This is a genomic window from Knoellia koreensis, assembly GCF_013041615.1.
In the GTDB taxonomy this organism is placed as follows: domain Bacteria; phylum Actinomycetota; class Actinomycetes; order Actinomycetales; family Dermatophilaceae; genus Pedococcus; species Pedococcus koreensis.
Genome location: NZ_JABEPQ010000003.1, coordinates 408,981 through 428,915, shown reverse-complemented (window position 1 = coordinate 428,915; position 19,935 = coordinate 408,981). Strand labels below are relative to the sequence as shown.

General features: G+C 69.4%; 20 protein-coding genes. 7 read left to right on the top strand and 13 right to left on the bottom strand.

Features of this window, described 5'->3' with window-relative positions:
- Positions 1-14 precede the first annotated feature (14 nt).
- Positions 15-1,712 carry an alpha-amylase family glycosyl hydrolase gene (locus HJG52_RS15545; protein ID WP_346767772.1) on the top strand — a complete coding sequence of 566 codons (1,698 nt, stop codon included), beginning with the start codon at positions 15-17 and terminating at the stop codon, positions 1,710-1,712.
- 57 nt (positions 1,713-1,769) lie between these two features.
- Here the strand turns inward: HJG52_RS15545 and HJG52_RS15540 are convergent, their stop codons facing one another.
- A complete protein-coding gene (locus tag HJG52_RS15540) occupies positions 1,770-2,387 on the bottom strand; it encodes a TMEM165/GDT1 family protein (RefSeq protein ID WP_171244510.1) in 618 nt (205 codons plus the stop codon).
- Between the two features lie 42 nt (positions 2,388-2,429).
- Here HJG52_RS15540 and HJG52_RS15535 point away from each other — a divergent pair, with 42 nt between their 5' ends.
- Positions 2,430-2,846, top strand: a complete 417-nt coding sequence (locus tag HJG52_RS15535; protein ID WP_346767771.1) for a DUF4446 family protein — start codon at positions 2,430-2,432, stop codon at positions 2,844-2,846.
- 4 nt (positions 2,847-2,850) lie between these two features.
- Entirely contained in the window at positions 2,851-3,780 is a 930-nt protein-coding gene (pheA, locus tag HJG52_RS15530; RefSeq protein WP_171244509.1) for a prephenate dehydratase, read from the top strand.
- 113 nt (positions 3,781-3,893) lie between these two features.
- Here pheA and zwf read toward each other — a convergent pair whose 3' ends face one another.
- Positions 3,894-5,414, bottom strand: a complete 1,521-nt coding sequence (zwf, locus tag HJG52_RS15525) for a glucose-6-phosphate dehydrogenase (RefSeq protein WP_171244582.1) — start codon at positions 5,412-5,414, stop codon at positions 3,894-3,896.
- Positions 5,415-5,523: 109 nt separating this feature from the next.
- On the opposite strand from zwf, the gene efeO reads away from it, so the two are divergent.
- Both efeO and efeB read left to right on the top strand, forming a co-directional pair.
- Positions 5,524-6,357: an iron uptake system protein EfeO gene (efeO, locus tag HJG52_RS15520; protein ID WP_171244508.1), complete on the top strand. Its 834-nt coding sequence runs from the start codon at positions 5,524-5,526 to the stop codon at positions 6,355-6,357.
- Entirely contained in the window at positions 6,354-7,640 is a 1,287-nt protein-coding gene (gene efeB, locus HJG52_RS15515) for an iron uptake transporter deferrochelatase/peroxidase subunit (protein ID WP_171244507.1), read from the top strand. Before efeO ends, efeB begins: the two co-directional genes overlap by 4 nt.
- Here efeB and HJG52_RS15510 read toward each other — a convergent pair.
- From HJG52_RS15510 to HJG52_RS15500, 3 genes are read right to left on the bottom strand one after another with little or no spacing between them, the layout of a single operon-like run.
- Positions 7,572-8,297, bottom strand: coding sequence for a phosphatase PAP2 family protein (locus HJG52_RS15510; protein WP_171244506.1), 726 nt, complete (start codon positions 8,295-8,297; stop codon positions 7,572-7,574). The genes efeB and HJG52_RS15510 overlap by 69 nt on opposite strands.
- Positions 8,234-8,866 (bottom strand): phosphatase PAP2 family protein, encoded by a 633-nt coding sequence (locus HJG52_RS15505; protein ID WP_171244505.1) that lies wholly within the window; start codon positions 8,864-8,866, stop codon positions 8,234-8,236. The genes HJG52_RS15510 and HJG52_RS15505 overlap by 64 nt, the downstream gene beginning before the upstream one ends.
- A gap of 60 nt (positions 8,867-8,926) precedes the next feature.
- Positions 8,927-10,039, bottom strand: a complete 1,113-nt coding sequence (locus HJG52_RS15500; protein WP_171244504.1) for a diacylglycerol kinase family protein — start codon at positions 10,037-10,039, stop codon at positions 8,927-8,929.
- A gap of 63 nt (positions 10,040-10,102) precedes the next feature.
- Between HJG52_RS15500 and HJG52_RS15495 the strand changes: the two genes are divergently transcribed.
- Positions 10,103-10,612, top strand: coding sequence for a DinB family protein (locus HJG52_RS15495; RefSeq protein ID WP_171244503.1), 510 nt, complete (start codon positions 10,103-10,105; stop codon positions 10,610-10,612).
- 11 nt (positions 10,613-10,623) lie between these two features.
- On the opposite strand, the gene HJG52_RS15490 is transcribed toward HJG52_RS15495, so the two are convergent.
- The gene (locus HJG52_RS15490) at positions 10,624-11,262 is read right to left on the bottom strand and encodes a LysE family translocator (RefSeq protein WP_171244502.1); all 639 of its coding nucleotides are present in this window, start codon (positions 11,260-11,262) and stop codon (positions 10,624-10,626) included.
- 86 nt (positions 11,263-11,348) lie between these two features.
- Here HJG52_RS15490 and serS point away from each other — a divergent pair, with 86 nt between their 5' ends.
- A complete protein-coding gene (gene serS, locus HJG52_RS15485; protein ID WP_171244501.1) occupies positions 11,349-12,614 on the top strand; it encodes a serine--tRNA ligase in 1,266 nt (421 codons plus the stop codon).
- Between the two features lie 21 nt (positions 12,615-12,635).
- On the opposite strand, the gene HJG52_RS15480 is transcribed toward serS, so the two are convergent.
- The 7 genes from HJG52_RS15480 to HJG52_RS15450 all read right to left on the bottom strand — a co-directional run bounded on the left by HJG52_RS15480 (position 12,636) and on the right by HJG52_RS15450 (position 19,860).
- Positions 12,636-13,613, bottom strand: coding sequence for an ABC transporter substrate-binding protein (locus tag HJG52_RS15480; protein WP_171244500.1), 978 nt, complete (start codon positions 13,611-13,613; stop codon positions 12,636-12,638).
- Between the two features lie 63 nt (positions 13,614-13,676).
- Positions 13,677-14,699 (bottom strand): ABC transporter permease, encoded by a 1,023-nt coding sequence (locus HJG52_RS15475; RefSeq protein WP_171244499.1) that lies wholly within the window; start codon positions 14,697-14,699, stop codon positions 13,677-13,679.
- Positions 14,696-16,288, bottom strand: a complete 1,593-nt coding sequence (locus HJG52_RS15470) for a sugar ABC transporter ATP-binding protein (RefSeq protein ID WP_346767770.1) — start codon at positions 16,286-16,288, stop codon at positions 14,696-14,698. The genes HJG52_RS15475 and HJG52_RS15470 overlap by 4 nt, the downstream gene beginning before the upstream one ends.
- Positions 16,289-16,296: 8 nt before the next feature.
- On the bottom strand, positions 16,297-16,731 hold the full coding sequence (locus tag HJG52_RS15465) for an RbsD/FucU family protein (protein ID WP_171244497.1): 435 nt from the start codon (positions 16,729-16,731) through the stop codon (positions 16,297-16,299).
- A gap of 41 nt (positions 16,732-16,772) precedes the next feature.
- A complete protein-coding gene (locus HJG52_RS15460; RefSeq protein WP_171244496.1) occupies positions 16,773-17,609 on the bottom strand; it encodes an amidohydrolase family protein in 837 nt (278 codons plus the stop codon).
- Entirely contained in the window at positions 17,606-18,577 is a 972-nt protein-coding gene (locus HJG52_RS15455) for an aldo/keto reductase (RefSeq protein WP_171244495.1), read from the bottom strand. Before HJG52_RS15455 ends, HJG52_RS15460 begins: the two co-directional genes overlap by 4 nt.
- Positions 18,574-19,860: an enolase C-terminal domain-like protein gene (locus tag HJG52_RS15450; RefSeq protein WP_171244494.1), complete on the bottom strand. Its 1,287-nt coding sequence runs from the start codon at positions 19,858-19,860 to the stop codon at positions 18,574-18,576. Before HJG52_RS15450 ends, HJG52_RS15455 begins: the two co-directional genes overlap by 4 nt.
- Positions 19,861-19,935 lie beyond the last annotated feature (75 nt).

Genomic DNA, 19,935 nt, shown 5'->3' with positions numbered 1-19,935 from the left:
ACGTCATCTATCAAGTGCTCGTCGACCGGTTTTCCAACGGGAGCACGGCCAACGACAACACCGGCAATGGTGAGTACAACCCCAGCGACCTCGGCTTCTATCACGGAGGTGACTGGACGGGGCTCACGAACAAGCTGTCCTACATCAAGAACCTTGGCGTGACAGCGATCTGGCTCTCACCAGTCTCTGAACAGCAGCCGCTCAGCCGAGACGGCAAGGAAGCCAGCTACCACGGCTACTTCACAAAGGACTTCGCGACACCCAACTCCCACTTCGGCTCCAAGGCAGAGCTGCAGACCCTCATCGACACCGCCCACAGTATGGGTCTGAAAATGATCCTGGACGTCGTCCCCAACCACACGGCCGACTATCTGGCCGGTACGTCGACGACATACAGCCCCTCGACGAACAAGCCGGCATCGCCGCTCGACAACTCGGCGTACTTCCACCACAACGGAGACTGTCGCTTCGACGGGTCAGAGACCCAGACGCAGATCGAGAACTGTGACCTTGGCGGTCTCGATGACCTGGACCAGTCCAACAGCACCGTGTCCAGCTACCTCATGGCCACCTACAAGGACTGGATAGGCATGGGATTTGACGGGATCCGCGTCGACGCGGCCCGGTCCGTGCCCAAGCCCTGGCTGCAGTCGTTCGAGCAGACCATGGGTGTGCCCACCTTTGGAGAGGTTTTTGTGGGGGACATCGACTATGTCTCCGAGTACCAGAAGTACGAATGGGGGGTCCTGGATTTCCCATACTTCTTCACCGTCAGGGACACGCTCGTGGCTGATGGTGACATGCGGAACCTCGGGGGTCTGTTCGACCAGGACTACAAGTACACCAACGCCAATCGGCTCGAGACTTTCCTCGACAACCACGATCGTGCTCGGTTTCTCACGCGGGCTGATGACAACTACCAGAGGCTCCGCTCGGCGCTGACCTTCCTTTTGTCCTCACGTGGGGTGCCGGTCATCTACTACGGAACCGAGCAGGCCGACGACGGCAATGGCAACCCCAACGAGGTGCCGATCGCGAACAAGGACAATCGCAAGGACATGACATCGTTCAGCGAAACGTCGACGATCTACACGCACATCAAGCGGCTCAACGCCATGAAGAAGGCGTATCCCGCGCTGCGCGTTGGCACCCAGCGCGAGATGTGGAAGGACCAGCAGGTCTACGGCTTCTCGCGGCGAGTCGACAGCAGCGGGGCCGAGGCGGTGACGCTCATCAACGGCACGTGGCCCAACCAGACGCGGACGATTCCTCTGCGGGCCGAGAGCAGCCTGACCGTCGGCACGGTCCTCACCAACATCATGAACACCGCCGACACGGTGACAGTGCAGGCCGGTGGGACCACCGGCAAGCAGATCACCACCACCCTGGGTGAGCACGAGGCGAAGGTCTACGTGCCAGGCTCCGTCACGGCATACACGCCTCCGGCTCGGAACGTGACCAAGATCCGCGTCCACTACAACGTGGGACTCGGAAACTCGATCGCCATACGTGGCAACACCTATCCCTTCACGTGGACCTACGGTCGTGGAGCGCGAAACATCGCCCCTGACGTCTGGGAGTTCGAGCTCGAGCGCATCCCGGCGGGGCAGGCCTTCGAGTTCAAGCCTCTGGTCAACGACAGCCAGTACTCCACCGGCGCCAACTACGTGGGAACCGGCGGCCAGACCATGGACGTGTACCCGACGTTCTGACAAGCCCCGGTGGGCGTCGCCGTATCCCCTCATCGGCGGCGCCCACCGGCCACCACGTCAGCCGATGACGCCGACGACCTGGAGCGCGGTGACGAAGGCGAGGATGAGGCAGACCACGCCGCCGATGCGGCGGATCAGCGCCAGCTTCACGCGCCTGAGGAGCGCTCGACCGAGTGCCGCCCCGAGCGCGGACACCGTTGCCAAGGCGGCGAACGCGCCGATGAAGACCGACACGGGCTCGTGGAAGCGCAGCACCATGTTGGCGGTGAGGATCTGCGACAGGTCGCCCCACTCGGCGAGGAAGAGGATCGAGAACGACACCACGATCGCCTTCAGCCCCACGGCCCGCGCGGCGCCCTTGTGCGAGAACTCCTCCTCGGCCTCCTGCTCCTCCTCGTCGGCTTTGCCGGCACCGCGCAGCAGGATGATGCCGCCGACCAGGAACATCAGCGCGGCGAAGATCTCGACGGGGCGTTTCGGCAGCTGTGCCAGCAGACCTCCGATCGTGACCGCGACGAGGGTCTGCACGAGGAATGCGAGGCACACGCCGATCCACACGAACAGCGGGCGGTACCGCGTCGCGAGGACGAGCGTGGCGACGAACGTCTTGTCGGGCAGCTCCACGAAGAAGATCGCGCCGAAGACGATCGCCATGGTGGCGAGGTCGAAGTCCATGTCGCGTCGACTCTATCCGCGTGACCCCAATACGCTGGCCGCGTGTCCGACGCCAACGTGATCGCCGTGGTGGCGGTCGTGGTGGCGGTCCTCGCGCTCGCAGTCGCCGTCACGACCGTGGCTCGTGCCCGCCGCCTCGAGCGCCGCCTGCGCGCCCTGGAGACCCAGCGCCCTGTCGGTGCCGGCGACCTCGCCGCGCTGCGCGCCGACATCGGCCAGGCCCTTCGGCATGTGGCGGTGGTCCGCTACGACGCGTTTGGCGACATGGGCGGTCGACTGTCGTTCAGTGCGGCCGTCGTGGACGACTCCGGCGACGGGCTCGTCCTGTCTTCGATCCACGCCCGCGGCGAGTCCCGCACCTACGCCAAGGGCGTCGTCGGCGGGCAGTCCGACGCCACCTTGACCCCGGAGGAGCAGCAGGCGCTGGCCTCCGCCCGCACCGGCTCGAAGGATGCCTGAGACGATGACGACCTACGCCTACCTCGGCCCCGAGGGCACCTTCACCCAGATGGCGCTCGACGCCTGGGCACCGGCGCGCGGCGCGGAGCACCGCCCGTGCGGCTCGGTCGACCAGGCCCTCACGCTCCTGCGCGCGGGCGAGGTCGACGGTGCGATGGTGCCGATCGAGAACTCCGTCGAGGGTGGCGTCAGCGCCACGCTCGACGCGCTCGCCAGTGGCGACCCCCTCGTCGTCGTGGCCGAGGTGCTCGTGCCCATCACCTTCGTGCTCGCTGCGCGACCGGGTATGCCGCTGGGCCAGGTGCGTGCCGTGGGCACCCACTCGCACGCGTGGGCTCAGGTGCGTGGCTGGATGGAGTCCAACCTCCCCGACGCCGTCTACGTGCCGACCCTGTCCACCGCCGCAGCGGCGGAAGGCCTTGCAGCGCAAGGCGGCTCACCGGCATACGACGCGGCCGTCTGTGCCCCTGTCGCGGCGAGCAACCACGGCCTCGAGATCCTCGCGGAGGGCATCGGCGACAACGCGGCCGCGGTGACGCGCTTCGTCCTCGTCGCCCGGCCGGGGGACCTCCCGGAACGCACCGGCGCCGACAAGACGACCCTGGTGCTGTTCCAGCGCGACGACCACGCGGGCGGCCTGCTCGAGCTGCTCGAGCAGTTCTCGGTGCGCGGCATCAACATGTCCCGGCTGGAATCGCGGCCGACCAAGGAGTCGATGGGGTCCTACTGCTTCTCGATCGACATCGAGGGGCACGTCCTCGACGAGCGGGTCGGCGAGGCGCTGCTCGGGCTCAAGCGGGTCTGCGCCGACGTGCGGTTCCTCGGCAGCTATCCCGCGGCGCACGGCACCGCGGTGCAGGTCAGCCCGGTCACGACGGACGCGGCGTTCGCCGACGCCCGCGCCTGGCTCCGCGACCTGCGCACCCTCACCTGACCGGGCTCAACTTTTACGCGTCATGCGCGAAACATGCACTTCGCTCGGGCTACTGGTGCGTGTGAAGATCAACCTTCCAGCGTGACGCGTAAAAGTTGTGACAGCGCGCGGGGCTACTTCTTCTCGCGCCAGGCGCGTTCGAAGGGCAGCCGCCAGGCGTGCGGCGCGATCAGCTGGTGGATCGCGTTCGGGCCCCACGAGCCCTCGGGGTAGGGCTTGGCCTCCGGCGGGTCGTCGAGCAGCGGCTGCGAGCGCTCCCACAACGACTCGATGCCCTCGGCGGTCGTGAACAGCGTGTGGTCGCCGCGCATCGCATCGAGCATGAGCCGCTCATAGGCCTCGAGCACGTCACCGGCGCGCTCGGTCTCGCGGGTGGAGAACTGCATCGACAGCTTCTCCAACCGCATGCCGGGCCCGGGTCGCTTGCCGTAGAACGACAACGACACCTTCGACTCGTCGGCGAGGTCGAACGTCAGGTGGTCCGGCCCCGCCGACCCCACACCCGAGTTGTGCGGGAACATCGACCGCGGCGCCTCCTTGAAGGCGATCGAGATGATGCGCGCCCCCTCGGCCATCTTCTTGCCGGTGCGCAGGTAGAACGGCACGCCCGCCCAGCGCCAGTTGTCCAGGCCCACCTTGAGCGCGATGAAGGTCTCGGTGTCGGAGTCCGACGCCACCCCGGGCAGCTGGGTGTAGCCGGCGAACTGTCCGCGCACCACGTCGTCGGGGTCGATCGGCAGCAGCGACCGGAAGACCTTGTTCTTCTCCTCGGAGATGGCGCGCGGCTCCAGCGCGGTCGGCGGCTCCATCGCGACGAACGCCATCACCTGGAACAGGTGCGTCACCACCATGTCCTTGTAGGCACCGGTCGACTCGTAGAAGTTGGCGCGCTGGTCGAGCCCGAGCGTCTCGGGGATGTCGATCTGCACGTGGTCGATGAAGTTGCGGTTCCAGATCGGCTCGAACAGCCCGTTCGCGAACCGGAAGGCGAGGATGTTCTGCGCCGCCTCCTTGCCGAGGAAGTGGTCGATCCGGAAGATCTGCTCCTCCGAGAACGTCTCGTGCACCTTGTCGTTCAACGCGATCGCGCTCGCGAGGTCGGTGCCGAATGGCTTCTCCATGACCACCCGCGACCCGTCGACCAGGCCCGCCTCGCGCAGCGTGTTGAGCACCGCCACCGCGGCCTTCGGCGGCACCGACAGGTAGTGCAGCAGCAGCTTGGAGCTGCCGCCCAGCTGTTCCTGCGCGCGGTGCACGGCGTCGGCGAGTGCCTTGGGCCCGGCACTCTGTGGCACGTAGGTCAGGTGGTCGTCGAACTCGTCCCACTGCTCCGCTGTCAGCTTGTGCGACCCGAACTCGTCGATCGCCTGCTTGGCGAACTCGCGGAACTGCGCGTCGTCCATCTCCTCCAGCGACGTGCCGACGACCCGGATGTCCGGCGCCAGGTCGCTGGTCACGAGGTAGGCGAGCCCGGGCAGCAGCTTGCGTCTCGCCAGGTCACCGGTGGCGCCGAACAGGACGACGACGTGGGGTTCGACCGGTTCGAGCGGGCTGCGACTGCTCACCCGTTCGCTCGCCGGATAGGAGATCGTCTGCGGGCGGGGCGGTGTGGCTTCGGGCACGTTCTCGATCATGGCACCGCGGATGGGTGGGTGCACGGGGCGGGTATGCCGCGTGGTCGACTTGACGAGGCCAGTTAGGTAAGGCTTACCTTATCGCCCGTCGCCCAACCCAAGGAGAACCATGCGCACGTCCCTCGTCCCCGCTGCCCTCGGCGCGGCACTCGTCCTCGCCACCGCGGCCTGTGGCAGCAGCGGTGACGACCGCGCGGTGCAGGCGCTGGACCCACGGACCACGGCGGCGGTCGAGCAGTACGAGGGCTTCGTGAGCGAGCAGGCCGACCAGCTGCTCGAGCGCACCACGACCTTCGTCACGGCGGTCAAGGCGCGCGAGGTCGAGGCCGCCAAGGCGGCATACCCACTCGCCCGCGGGCCGTGGGAGCGGATCGAGCCGGTCGCCGAGTCCTTCGGCGACCTGGACCCGCGGATCGACGGTCGCGAGGACGTCGTCGAGGACGGCCAGGAGTTCACCGGCTTCCACCGGCTCGAGAAGGACCTGTGGGTCGACGGTCTCCAGCCCGACTCCGCGGCGGTGGCCGACCGACTCCTGGCCGACGTGGTGGAGATCGTGGCGAGGGCCAAGGCAGTCGAGCTCGCCCCGGACCAGCTCGCCGGCGGCGCCAAGGGCCTGCTCGACGAAGTCGCGACCGGCAAGATCACCGGCGAGGAGGACCGCTACTCCCACACCGACCTCTACGACTTCGACGAGAACGTCAAGGGCAGCAAGGCCGTCGTCGACGCGCTGCGACCGGTCCTGCAGGAGCGCGACCCGCAGCTGCTCACCGAGGTCGACGCCCGGTTCGCCGCTCTCGACGCCGAGCTCGAAAAGCACCGCACCGACAAGGGGTTCGCGCTCTACACCTCCTTGTCCAAGGACGAGGTCAAGGAGCTCTCGGTCGCCCTCGACGCGCTGAGCGAGCCGATCGCCCGGGTCTCCGGCGTCGTCGCGGCGAAGTGAGCCGCCTCGACGCGGGCCTGAGCCGCCGCCACCTGATCGGGGTCGGTGCGGGTGCTGCGGCCGCCGGTCTCGTGGCGGGCGCCGGTGGGGCGTATGCCGCGGGGCTGGGTCACGATGACGCCATCGCCTCCGCGGCAGTCGCCGCCGGCAGCGACCAGGTGGTCCCGTTCCGCGGCGCCCACCAGGCCGGGATCATCACCCCGGCACAGGACCGGATGCACTTCGTGGCGCTCGACGTCGTCACCAAGGACCCGCGCGAGCTCCGTGAGCTGCTCATGGCCTGGACCGGCGCCGCCGAGCGCATGGTCGCCGGTGCCGAGGCGGCACCGGGCGGTGTCATCGGCGGTGGTCCACACAAGGCTCCGGCGGACACCGGCGAGGCATTCGACCTCGATGCCTCGAACCTGACCATCACGATCGGCTACGGCCCGGCGCTGTTCGACGGCCGCTTCGGGCTGGCCGGGCGCAAGCCGTCGCCCCTGCGCGAGCTTCCCGGGTTCGTCGGCGACGACCTGGACCCCGCTCGCAGTGGCGGCGACCTGTGCATCCAGGCCTGCGCGAACGACCCCCAGGTCGCGGTCCACGCGGTGCGCAACCTCGTCCGGCTCGGCTTCGGCACCGTGTCGGTGCGGTGGAGCCAGCTCGGTTTCGGCCGCACGTCAGCGACGACCCGCACCCAGACCACCCCACGAAACCTGTTCGGGTTCAAGGACGGTACGGCCAACATCAGGGCCGAGGACACCGAGGCGCTGGACCGGCACGTGTGGGTCCAGCCCGCCGACGTCACGGGTTCGGCCGCCTGGCTGGCGGGTGGCTCCTACCTGGTGGCGCGCCGCATCAGGATGCACGTCGAGGTGTGGGACCGCAGCACGCTGCAGGAGCAGCAGGACGTGATCGGCCGTGACAAGGGCGAGGGGGCGCCACTCGGCCAGCAGTCCGAACTCGATCCGGTCGACTTCGACGCCAAGGGTGCCGACGGCCGGCCGGCGATCCCGATGGACGCCCACGTGCGCCTCGCGCATGAGAGCCGGCTCGGCGGCATACGGATCCTGCGTCGTGGCTACAACTTCACCGACGGCAGTGACGGGCTGGGCCACCTCGACGCGGGGCTGTTCTTCGTCGCGTTCATGCGCGACCCGCACGAGCAGTTCGTCCCGATGCAGCGGGCGCTCGCGGCGCGGGACGCACTGAGCGAGTACATCGAGCACACCGGCTCAGGCCTGTTCGCCTGCCCCCCGGGGCTGGACGACGGGGACGACTGGGGCCGGCAGCTGTTCGGCTGACGCGGCCCGCGACCGGTGTCGCCACCAGCCATACGCGAGCAGGGCGCACCCGATGCCGTTGAGCATGCCGACTGCGACGTCGGTGACGTGGTGCATGCCGCGGTAGAGCCGCGCGTAGGTGACGAGGAGTGGCAGCAGGAGGCACAGCACCGTCGTGAGCCACCGCAGCCAGGGCCGGGCGATCCGTCCTGCCATGAGCGCCAGCACGAGGTAGAGCGCGGTGGAGGCGCCCACGTGACCGCTGGGGTAGCTCGAGGTGGGTGGTGCCGGGTCCAGGTGCTCGACGGTGGGTCGGGGGCGCCCGATGATCGCCGTCGCGATGACGAAGATGGTGGCCTGTAACGAGATCGCGATGGCCGGCACGACCGACCAGCGCCAGTCGCGGGTCCGCCACAGCAGGACCGCGGTCACGAGCACGCACACACCGATGACGTACTCGGTGTTGCCGATGTGGGACCACAGCATCGTGATGGTGTTCCACGTCGGGTTGCGCTCGTCCGCGAGGACGCGGTTCACCGCCTCCTCGTCCCGGGCCAGTCCCCGGAAGGGTCCGGTGAGCAGCGCCCCGATGCCCAGGATCGCCAGCCAGACGCCTACGCCGGGGGCGATGGCGCGGCTGACGAAGGCCCTTGCGTCGTCCCGATGAAACCGACCCACGACGCGAGGCTAATGCCGAAACCCAGAACCCACCCGGCAACCACGTCAGAGGCGAAGTGGACGCCCAGGAAGACCCGGTCGAGCCCGACGGCCAGCACGCCGACCACCGCGACCATGGTGGACACCCGACGAGCCGTCGGGCTCAGCAGCGGCCAGAGCAGGAAGACCACGACCGTGGCGACCACGGCCGCGTTGAAGGCGTGACCCGACGGGAACGAGTAGCCCGGCGCATGCGAGAGGGGGTCGTCGATGACGGGACGGGCCCGGTGCACCACCAGCTTCAGCAGCAGGCCGACGTTCCAGGCGACCATCATCGTCACGAACGCCCACAGGGCCCGGGTCCGCAGGCCGCGCGCGAGCCAAGCCCAAACGCACGTGGCGGTCGCCACGGCATACAGCACCCAAGGCTGGCTCACCGCCTGCAGGACCGTCAGGGACGGCCCGAGCCCGGCGCCGCGGGCGAGGTCGGTCGCGCGGACGGCGACCGTCTCGTCGAGGCTGACCAGCGCGTCCCAGCGCTCACGCACGGCATACGCGACGAGCGCGACGGGCAGCGCGAACAACGCCATGCACACCGCTCCCCGGGCCAGCCTGCGGGCGCGGCCCGCGCCCCGGGGTGACGCCACGGGCTAGGCCGTCGCGCCCACCCGCACCACGAGCGAGCCGGGGAGGACCTCGGCCGAGATGGCGCGTGCCTTGCCGATGGTGTCGCCGTCGACCTGGGCCTCCTCGGGCCGGTCGGCGCGCACGGAGATCTCGCGGGCGGTGTGGTGGTCGACGCGCTGGTGCCCCTTGCGCTGCTTGGACGCGATGCGTGCTGCGACCGCGGCCCAACCCACGATTCCCTTGGGGGACAACAGGACTGCGTCGAGGTGGCCGTCGTCGACCTCCGCGTCCGGCAGGAGCACCAGGCCGCCGACGAGCTTGCCGACGTTGCCGATGACGACCGTGCGGGTGCGCCGCGTGAACTCCTCGGAGTCGTCGATCTTCACGCGCACCTTGAACTGCGGCCCGCGCAGGTTGCGGGTGCCGGAGACCATGTAGGCGAGCGGCCCCACCTTGGCCTTGAGGCCCTCCGGGGCGTCGGCCATGATCGCCGCGTCGAAGCCGAATCCGGCCATGACGAGGAAGATGTGCTGCTCGGGGCGCTGGTCCTCCCCGCTGCTGTTGACCGTGAGCCGGCCGACGTCGATCCGCTTGTTCTGGCCGGTGAGGGCGACGTCGAGTGCGTCGTCGAGGTCGGCGAACGGCAGGTCGAGGTTGCGTGCCAACAGGTTGCCGGTGCCGCCCGGCAACAGCCCCAGCGGGGTGTCGGTGCCGACGAGGGCGGCGGCCACGCTGCGGACGGTGCCGTCACCGCCGAGGGGGCAGACGAGGTCGACGTCCTGCTCGAGCGCCTCCTTGGCCTGGCCGGTGCCGGGGTCCTTCTCGGTGGTCTCGATGAACAGCGGTGACTCCCAGCCGTGCTGCACGACCTGGCGCGTGATGTGGGCCTTGGTGCCCTCGAGGTCGTCGAACTTGGTCGGGTTGACGATGATGGCGACGCGGCGCTTCGGTGTCTCGGTCACTGTCCCCTCCGGACGGAACTCGTTGCGGTGTGGGCGTCGGCTCCACCGACTGGCTCGATGGGCGCCACGGCCCCGCCGGCGAGGGCGGGCCGACAGCGACGCGATGAGCGCCGCGAAGGCGATGACGAGCACGATCGCGCCGATGGCGATCCAGCCTGGATGGTCCGAAAGCACCCGCCGAAACTACCCCACGCGGTGGTGCATATGCGCAGGCCAGGTGGTGGTTAGGGTGATCTCGTGGCTGACACCAAGGACTGGACCTGGACCCTGGAACGGGTCTGCCCCGAGTGCGGCTTCGACGCAGGCGGCGTGCCGGCCGACGGCATCGCCGGCCTGGTGCTCGAGCTGACCCGCCCGTGGCCGCAGGTGCTCCAGCGGTCGTCCGTGCGCGAACGGCCGGCTCCCGAGGTCTGGTCGGAGCTGGAGTATGCCGCGCACGTGCGCGACGTGTGCCCGGTCTTCGACGGCCGCGTACGCCAGCTGCTGGTGGAGGACCCCGCCGAGTTCGAGAACTGGGACCAGGACCAGGCAGCGGTCGACGGCCGCTACGACGAGCAGGACCCGGCGCAGGTCTCCGGCGAGCTGGTCGCGGCAGCCGCCGCGGTGTCGGCCCAGTTCGCCCAGGTGCCGGACGGCGCGTGGTCTCGCCGCGGCATACGCAGCAACGGCTCACACTTCACGGTGCTCACCCTCGGGCAGTACATGCTGCACGACCTGGCGCACCACCTGCACGACGTGCGTGCCTAGATGCGTGGGCCTCAGGCCTTCTGCGGGTGACCCGTCAGGGCGGCCGCCCCGCCCATGACGAGGAAGATCGAGCCGGACACGTACTTCTGCCGCTCGACCGCCTTGGGGTGCCGCTGGAGCCAGCGCCCCACACCGCCGGCGCTGAGCGCGTAGAAGCTGTCGAACACCGCGCCGATGACGACGAAGATGGCGCCGAGCACCAGCACCTGGGACCAGACCGCACCGGCGTCGCGGTGCAGGAACTGCGGGAAGAACGCGACGAAGAAGACGGCCGTCTTGGGGTTGGAGATGCCGACCGCGAAGGCGTCGACGAACGCGCGGCGCGAGCTCACCACGGGTGCCCGGTCGAGCGAGAAGTGCCCCTTGCTGCGGAACTCACGGACCGCCAGCCACAACAGGTATGCCGCGCCGGCGTACTTCACGACCGCGAACGCCACCACCGAGGAGCTGATGACCGCCGACAGCCCGAACGCGGTCGCGACCACCATGCAGGCGGTCGCCGACTCGATGCCGAGCATCGATGCCACGGCCAGCCGCGGGTTGCTCTGCCCGATGCCACGCGAGATGAGGAACAGCATGGCTGGCCCGGGCAGCAGGATCAGCGCGGTGGCGGCGAGGGCGAACGTGCCCAGGGTGGCGGCGGACGGCATACGGGAAAGGATCGGACCGGACCGGGCTGGGAGGCAACGGGTAATCACGTGGCGGACGCCCGCCGGGCCATCGGTAGGCTGACCCGGTGATCGACATCAAGCTCCTGCGCGACGACCCGGAGACCGTCCGGGCCAGCCAGCGCGCCCGTGGTGAGGACGAAGGGGTCGTCGACGCGGCCCTGGCTGCGGACGAGCGACGCCGGTCATCCCTCACCGAGTTCGAGCGGCTGCGCGCCGAGCAGAAGTCGATGGGCAAGCAGGTCGCCAAGGCGCAGGGCGACGAGAAGCACGCCCTGCTGACCCGCACCAAGGAGATCGCGGCCGAGGTCAAGTCGCTGCAGGCCGACGCGGACGCGGCACAGACCGAGCTCGACGGGCTCGTGCGGTCGATCGGCAACGTCGTCGAGCCGGGTGTGCCCGTGGGCGGCGAGGACGACTACACCGTGCTCGAAACCGTGGGAACGCCAACGGAGTTCGACTTCGAGCCGCTCGACCACCTCGCCCTTGGCGAGAAGCTCGCGGCCATCGACATGGAGCGCGGCGCCAAGGTCTCGGGGTCGCGGTTCTACTTCCTCACCGGCGTCGGTGCGCGGCTGGAGCTGGCGCTGCTCAACCTCGGCATCGCGCAGGCCGTCGAGCACGGGTTCACGCCGGTCATCACTCCCACGCTGGTCAAGACCGACGTCATGGCCGGAGCCGGGTTCATCGACAAGCACTCCGAGGAGGTCTACCGGCTCGCCGACGACGACCTCTGGCTCACCGGCACCTCCGAGGTCGCGCTCGCGGGCTACCACGCCGACGAGATCCTCGACCTCTCCGATGGCCCCAAGAGGTATGCCGGGTGGTCGGCGTGCTACCGCCGCGAGGCCGGGTCGCACGGCAAGGACACCCGCGGCATCATCCGCGTGCACCAGTTCCACAAGGTCGAGATGTTCACCTACTGCCGGGTCGAGGACGCGGTCGAGGAGCACCGGCGACTGCTCGACCTCGAGCGCGACATGATGGCCAAGATCGAGGTGCCCTACCGCATCATCGACACCGCCGCGGGCGACCTCGGTGGGCCGGCCGCGCGCAAGTACGACATCGAGGCGTGGGTGCCGACGCAGGGCCGTTACCGCGAGCTCACCTCGACGTCGAACTGCACGACCTACCAGGCGCGCCGGCTGAACACCCGTGAGCGAGACCCGGGCGGCGGCAACGGAACTCGCACCGTCGCCACCCTCAACGGCACCCTCGCCACGACGCGGTGGATGGTCGCGATCCTCGAGAACCACCAGCAGGCCGACGGCTCGGTCGTGGTCCCCGAGGCGCTGCGCCCGTTCCTCGGCCTCGAGGTGCTGCGCCCCGTGTGACCCGGGCGCAGCACCCGTCGGTCACTTGTAGAGGACGGCCTCGATCTTCGGGTCGGTGATGTTGGTCTTGTCGTACCAGTAGTAGCCGGTGTCGATCGTCTTCGGCAGGGACTCACCGTTGATGGCCTTCATGGCCGCCTTGACGACCTCCTCGCCGATGCCGACCGGGTTCTGGGTGATGGCGCCGGCCTCGAGCCCGGAGTTGATCGCGTCGATCTGGGCCTGGCCGGAGTCGAACCCGATGATCGTCAGGCCCTTCGTGCCGGCCTCCTGGACACCCTTGACGACGCCGATGGCCGACCCCTCGTTGGTGCCGTAGATGCCCTTGACGTCGGGGTTGGCGCGGATGATCGACTTGGTGATGTCGGCGCTCTTGGCCTGGTCGCCGTCGCCGTACTGGACGGGCAGGACCTTGATGTCGGGCGCGTTGCTCTTCATCCAGTCGAGGAAGCCGTCGCGCCGGTCCTTGCCCGTCTGGCTGGTCTGGTCGTGGGCGACGACGGCGACCGTGCCCTTGCCGCCGATGAGCTCGGACATCTTCTTCGCCGCCTCACCCGCCGCCTTCTTGCTGTCGGTGGCCGCGGTGGTCAGCGGCACGTCGGACTCGACGCCGGAGTCGAATGCGATGACCGGGATGTTCTGGCTCTTGGCCTGCTGCAACAGCCCCTCGGCCGCCTTGGAGTCCAGCGCCGCGAACCCGATGGCATCGGGCTTCTTCGCCATGGCGTTGGTGAGCATGGTGATCTGGGCCTCGACCTCCTTCTCGGTCGCGGGGCCCTCGAAGGTGATGCGGGCGCCCTGCTTCTTGGCCTCGTCCTCCGCCCCCTTCTTCACGGCCTGCCAGAACTGGTGCTGGAAACCCTTGGAGACGATGGCGATGTACGGCTCCTTCTTGTCCGTCGAGCCACCGCCGGCGTTGTCACCGGACTGGCCGCAGGCGGCGAGTCCCAACGTGACGAGGCCGGCGACGGTCACCGTGGCGATGCGGCGAGTGCGCATGAGTGGTGCTCCTTTGCGGGGTGGGGTGGCGGTATGCCGTGCTGCTTGCTGTGCGGGGTCGGTTCAGGTCGTGCTGGCGGCGCGCTTGCGGACCATGTCGGCGTAGACGGCGACGAGGATGACGGCGCCGAGGATGACGTTCTGCCACTCCTGCGGGATCGACATCAGCTGGAGGCCGTTGTTGAGCACCGAGATGATGAGGGCGCCGATCACGGTGCCGATGATCGAGCCCTTGCCGCCGGCCAGCGACGTGCCGCCGATGACGACGGCGGCGATGGCCTGGAGCTCGTAACCGGCGCCGGTTGCCGGCTGCGCGGACCCGAGGCGGGCCGAGATCATGACGCCGGCGAGGCCGGTGAACAGCCCGGCGAGGGTGTAGATGACGATCTTCCACCGGCGCACGTTGATGCCGGAGAGGGCCGTGGCCTCCTCGTTGCTGCCGATCGCGAAGGTGTACCGGCCGAGAACGGTGCGGTTGAGCAGGATGGCCGCGACCACGACCGCCAGGACGAGGACCAGGACCGCGTTGGGGAAGTTGACGCCGGGGATGAGGTTGCCCGTGGACAGCTTGAGATAGCCCGGGGTGTCGCTGAAGTAGATCGGCGCGCTGTGGGAGATCACCAGGGCCAGGCCCTGCGCCATGAGCATGGTCGCGAGGGTGGCGATGAAGGGCGGCAGCCCGAGCTTGGCGACGTTGAACCCGTTGACGAACCCCAGGAACCCGCCGAAGAGCACCGCCAGCAGCACGCCCAGCGGCAGCGGGATGCCCCAGGTGACGATGAACGTGCCGGCCATGACGGCGCACAGCGCCATGCCGGTGCCGATGGACAGGTCGATTCCGCCGGTGATGATGACGAACGTGGTGCCGAGCGCCAACAGCCCGATCACGACCGTCGAGAAGAGGACGTTGATGATGTTGCCGTAGGTGAGGAACACCGGGTTGGCGACGGCGAAGAAGGCTGCGATGACGATGAGGCTCGCGAACGCCAGCAGCTGCTGGAGCCTGGACCGCAGCGTCGAGCCGACACCGCTGGCCGGCGCCGCCGCGGTCGTGGTCGTGGTCTCGCTGGTGTCGTGGGTGGTCATGCCCGTCCTCTCTCGTCGTGAGGGCTGCCCTCGGGGTGCTCGGCCTCGGCCTCGGCGACGGTCGCCGGTGCACTGCGGCGCTGGGTGGCGAGCTCCATCACGCTCTCCTGGGTGGCCTCGTCCGGCCCGAGCTCGCCGGTGACCCGGCCCTCGCTCATCACCACCACGCGGTGCGCCAGCCGCAGCACCTCAGGCAGCTCGCTGGAGATGACGATGATCGACTTTCCCTGCGCGGCAAGGTCGTTCAGGAGCCGGTAGATCTCGTCCTTGGCGCCGACGTCGATGCCGCGGGTCGGCTCGTCGACGATCAGCACGTCGCAGTCCTTGGCGAGCCAACGGCCCACGACGACCTTCTGCTGGTTGCCGCCGGAGAGGTTCTTGACCTCCTGCTCCACCGACGGCGTCTTGATCCCCAGGCGTGTCACCGCACGCTCGGCCTCGCGGCGGATGGCGCGGTCGTCGACGAAGCCCTGCCTGGAGAACTTGTCACCCAGGGACGAGAGGGCGATGTTGCTCGACACCGTCTGGTCGAGCAACAGGCCGAAGTGCTTGCGGTCCTCCGACAGGTAGCCGATCCCGAGCTCGGCCGCCTTGGCTGCGTTCGGGATGCGCACCTCCTTGCCATCGACCGTGATGCGGCCCGCCGTGATGGGGTCGGCACCGACCAGGGCCCGCGCCACCTCGGTGCGGCCGGCGCCCATGAGGCCGGCGAAGCCGAGGATCTCGCCCTGGCGCAGCTCGAACGAGACGTCACGCAACAGGTGCTTGGTGCTGAGCCCCTCCACCGAGAGCACGACGGGACGGTCCGCCCGCACGTTCTCGGGACGGGCGCTGGTGTCGATGGCCCGCCCGACCATGCGGGAGATGACCTGCGGCATCGTCGTGGACTCGGTGTCGAGGGTGTCGATGTAGGCGCCGTCGCGAATCACGGTGATGCGGTTGCTGATCCGCTTGAGCTCGTCCATCCGGTGGCTGATGTAGATGACACCGGTGCGCGGGCTCACGAAGCCGCGGATGAGGTCGTGCAGCACCTCGACCTCGGCGTCGTTGAGGGCGGCGGTGGGCTCGTCCATGATGAGCACGCGGGCGTCGTAGGACAGTGCTCGCGCGATCTCGACCATCTGCTGCTTGGCGACGGTGAGCGTGCCGACGACGGCGCGGGGGTCGAGCACCAGCCCGAGCCGGTCGATCAGGTCGGCGGCCTGCCGGTTCAGGTCGCGGTCCGCGGTGAACCAGCCGCGCGAGCGTGGCTCCCGACCGAGGAAGAGGTTCTGGGCGACCGTGAGGTCGGGCACCAGGTTGAACTCCTGGTGGATGATGCTGATGCCCTGTTCCATCGCCTCCTTGGGGTTGTCGGCGTGGAAGGGCACCCCGTCGAGCAGGAAGTGCCCGCTGTCGGCCTGGTTGATGCCCGACAGCAGCTTCATCAGCGTCGACTTGCCGGCACCGTTCTCGCCGACGACGGCGAGCACCTCACCATGGCGAAGCTCGAGATGCATGTCCGACAGGGCCTGGACGCCGGGGAAGGCCTTGCTGACGCCGTCCACGGTCAGCAGGGCCGTGCTCGACGGCGCCGTCTGCTCGCTCACCGCCGCGCTCATGCGTCACCGCGAATCTCGCCGGGGAGGACCACGACTCCCTTGCGCAGCAAGGCATTTCCGTAGACCCGCGTCTCGCCGGTGCGGATCACGACGTAGGCCTCCTGGGCGAGGCCGTAGTAGTCGAACCGGTCGACGAACCGGGTCGACGTGTCGTCGACCCCGGCGGCTGCCATGAGCTCCTTCTGCACCGCGAGCACCGAGCCGTCCGCCGAGGTCATGAGGTCGAGGGCGGGCGCGTCGTCGAGCGGCACGACGGTGCGGACGGCGCGCAGCACGCGCGGTGTACCCAGCCCGGGCAGGTCGATCACCCGCTGGCCGAGGCGGTGGGCCGGGAAGTGGGCGTCGACCACGGCCACCGCGTCGGAGTGCCCCATGGCGTCGAGGTGCAGCAGCACCTGGCCGGTGAGCACCGGGTCCACTCCCTGCAGCATGTCGCGATCACATCCTCGGAATCGTCGTTCGGGTCGGCGGGTCAGCCAGTCAGTCGGTAAGTCCTCGTCGCGGTGCCGGACCACAGCTCGGCCTGCTCCGGCTCGGACAGCTCGCCGACCAGATCGGCGAGCACCCCGACCGTCTCGGCGTACGTCGCGTGCACCAGTGACACGGGCCAGTCGCTGCCGAGCATGAGTCGGTCGGGGCCGAACGCCTCGAGGGCGACGTCCCAGACGTGCCGCAGGGCGTCCACCGTGTATGCCGCGTCGGCAAGTCCCAGGCCCGACACCTTCGCGACCGTGTTGGCGTTGGCGGCGACGGCGCGGATCTGGCTCTCCCAGCGCCCCATGGCCTCCGCGTCCTCCCTGGGCGGCTTGCCCAGGTGGTCGACCACCACGACGAGCTCCGGCACCTGCTCGGCGATCATCGCCGCCTGGCCGAGGTGCCGTGGAAAGGCATCCGGCACGTCGAAGGCGAGACCGCGGGCGGCCACCTCGTGCAGGGTGCGCAGGACCTCGGGCCGCTCCAGCAGGTCGGCGCGCGGGTCGTCGTGCACGAGCTGGCGCACCCCGCTCAGCACCTCGTCCTCGCCCCACCGGTCGAGCGCCTCGGCAGCGCCCGCGTCGTCCTCGAGGTCGAGCCAGCCGACCACCCCGGCCACCCATGGGTGCCCGGCCGCGGCCAGCAGCATGGCGTCCGTGTCCGCGGTCGAGTCGGCCGCCTGCACGAGCACCGCGGCATCGATCCGGTTGTCCGCCAACACCTTCTGCGCTTCGTCCGCAGAGAAGGCACGGTTCAGCGGACCGAGCTCCGGGGTGATCCAGTCGTAGACACCCAGCGCCGGGTCCCACAGGTGCAGGTGCGCGTCGACCCTCATGTCGCCACCGTGGTGCCGATGAGCTCGAGGCCGGCGAGCTCGTCCCACAGCGACTCGGGCACGGCGGTGGACCACCGTTCGAGGTTGGTGCGCAGCTGGCCGGGCGTGCGTGCGCCGACCACCACGCGGCTGACGGACTCGTCGCGGCCGGCGAACTGCAGGGCGGCGGTGGGCAGGTCGACGCCGTGGCGCTCGCAGGTGGCGGCCACGCGCTGGGCGAGGGCGACGACGTGAGCCGGCGCCTCGGCATACTCGAAACGACCGCTCGGCCGTGGCGTCGCCAGCAGTCCGGAGTTGTAGACGCCGGCGACCGCGACCTCGGTGCCACGCCGCAGACACCTCGGCAGGAGGTCGGCGTCGGCCGACCGGTCGATCAGGGTGTGGCGGCCGGCGACCATCATCGCCGTGGTGGCCGGCTGGTCGAGGGTCGTGAGCATCGCGGCGACCGACTTGCTGCCGGTGCCGACCGCGCGCACGAGGCCCTCGTCGCGCAGCTCCGCGAGTGCTGCGATCCCGGTCTCGACCGACCGCTCGGTGGCGGGGTACTCGTCGGGGTCGTGCAGGTATGCCGTGTCGACGCGGTCGAGACCGAGCCGCACGAGCGATGCCTCGAGCGAACGGCGGACCCCGTCGGTGCTCGCGTCCCACACCCGCTCGTGGGTGGCGGGTACGTCGAAGCCCGCCTCGAGGTCGGTGGCAGAAGCTCGGTCAGGTGTCGGCGCCAGCAGACGGCCCACCTTGGTCGACACCACGGCCTCTGCGCGCTCGGCCGGCGTGAGCGTGGCGAGGAAGTTGCCGAGCCGCCGCTCGCTGAGTCCGAGCCCATAGTGCGGCGCCGTGTCGAACACGCGAACTCCGGTGTCCCAAGCCAGTTCCAGCAACTCCCGCGCTGAGGCGTCGTCGATCGCCTCGAAGAGGTTGCCCAGCTGGGCGCAACCGAGGGCGAGCGTCGGACGGGTGCGGTTCATGAGTCGTTGCGCACCTCGTAGGCGGCGATCGACTCGGGCAGCATCTCGGTGCCGGCGCCGGGCGCGGTCGGCGCGACGTAGTGGCCGTCCTCGATCACCACGGGCGTGGCGAAGTGCTCGTGCAGGTGGTCGACGTACTCGATGCAGCGGTCCTGGGTGGTCCCGGAGAGCGCGACGTAGTCGAACATCGACAGGTGCTGCACGGCCTCACAGAGTCCGACACCACCGGCGTGCGGACAGACCCGGACGCCGAACTTGGCCGCCAGCAACAACATGGCGAGGTTCTCGTTGACGCCGGCCACGCGGGTGGCGTCGATCTGCAGCACCTGCACCGCGCCTGCCTGGAGGTACTGCTTGGCCAGGACCCGGTTCATCATGTGCTCGCCGGTGGCGACGGGCGTCGGCGCGATGCCCTTGGCGATGGCGGCGTGGCCGAGGACGTCGTCGGGGGAGGTGGGCTCCTCGACCCAGGCGAGGTCGAACTCGGCGAGCTCACCCACCCAGTCGATGGCCTCCTGGACCTCCCACCGCTGGTTGGCGTCGATGGCGATGCGGATGTCGGGTCCCACCGCCGCGCGCGCGATCCCCATTCGGCGGCGGTCCTCCTGCAGGTCGGAGCCGACCTTGAGCTTGATCTGGGTGAAGCCCTCGCTGACGGCCTCCTTGCTGAGGCGCTCCAGCTTGGCGTCGTCGTACCCGAGCCACCCGGGGGTCGTCGTGTATGCCGGGTAGCCGGTGCGCAGGAGCGTCGCCATCCGCTCGGCGCGGCCGGGTTCGGCGGCGCGCAGCAGCTCGAGGGCGTCGTCCTCGGTGAGGACGTCGCGCAGGTAGCGGAAGTCGACGGCGGCGACGAGCTCCTGCGGTGACATCGTCGCGAGGAGCTGCCACAGCGGCATACCCGCCCGCTTGGCCTTGAGGTCCCACAACGCGGTGAGCACCGCGCCGGCCGCCATGTGCATGACTCCCTTCTCCGGCCCGAGCCAGCGCAGCTGGGAGTCCTGGGTCAGCAGCCGCCACGGCTCGCCCATGTCGGCCAGCAGCGGCTCGACCTCCAGCCCCACGACGTGGTCGGCCAGCGCCTCGATCGCCTTGACCTGGACGTCGTTGCCGCGCCCGATGGTGAAGACGAACCCGTGTCCGTCGAGGCCGTCGCCGGCGTCCGTGACGACGCGGACGTAGGCCGCGGAGTAGTCGGGATCGGGGTTCATCGCGTCCGAGCCATCCAGTGACTGGGAGGTCGGAAAGCGCACGTCGTGCGTCTGAAGACCAACGATCGTGCTCACTGGGGGCGACTCCGATCCCGTGGAGGTGGTGTTGCGCCATGAAACATCGGATCTTTAAGGTGTGTCAAGGACGTG

Bases quoted from the DNA above. Each gene is read 5' to 3' on its own strand.
- HJG52_RS15540 (WP_171244510.1), bottom strand. From the start codon at position 2,387: ATGGACTTCGACCTCGCCACCATGGCGATCGTCTTCGGCGCGATCTTC.
- pheA (WP_171244509.1), top strand. From the start codon at position 2,851: ATGACGACCTACGCCTACCTCGGCCCCGAGGGCACCTTCACCCAGATG.
- zwf (WP_171244582.1), bottom strand. From the start codon at position 5,414: ATGATCGAGAACGTGCCCGAAGCCACACCGCCCCGCCCGCAGACGATC.
- efeO (WP_171244508.1), top strand. From the start codon at position 5,524: ATGCGCACGTCCCTCGTCCCCGCTGCCCTCGGCGCGGCACTCGTCCTC.
- HJG52_RS15505 (WP_171244505.1), bottom strand. From the start codon at position 8,866: ATGGCGTTGTTCGCGCTGCCCGTCGCGCTCGTCGCGTATGCCGTGCGT.
- HJG52_RS15490 (WP_171244502.1), bottom strand. From the start codon at position 11,262: ATGCCGTCCGCCGCCACCCTGGGCACGTTCGCCCTCGCCGCCACCGCG.
- HJG52_RS15480 (WP_171244500.1), bottom strand. From the start codon at position 13,613: ATGCGCACTCGCCGCATCGCCACGGTGACCGTCGCCGGCCTCGTCACG.
- HJG52_RS15475 (WP_171244499.1), bottom strand. From the start codon at position 14,699: ATGACCACCCACGACACCAGCGAGACCACGACCACGACCGCGGCGGCG.
- HJG52_RS15465 (WP_171244497.1), bottom strand. From the start codon at position 16,731: ATGCTGCAGGGAGTGGACCCGGTGCTCACCGGCCAGGTGCTGCTGCAC.
- HJG52_RS15460 (WP_171244496.1), bottom strand. From the start codon at position 17,609: ATGAGGGTCGACGCGCACCTGCACCTGTGGGACCCGGCGCTGGGTGTC.
- HJG52_RS15455 (WP_171244495.1), bottom strand. From the start codon at position 18,577: ATGAACCGCACCCGTCCGACGCTCGCCCTCGGTTGCGCCCAGCTGGGC.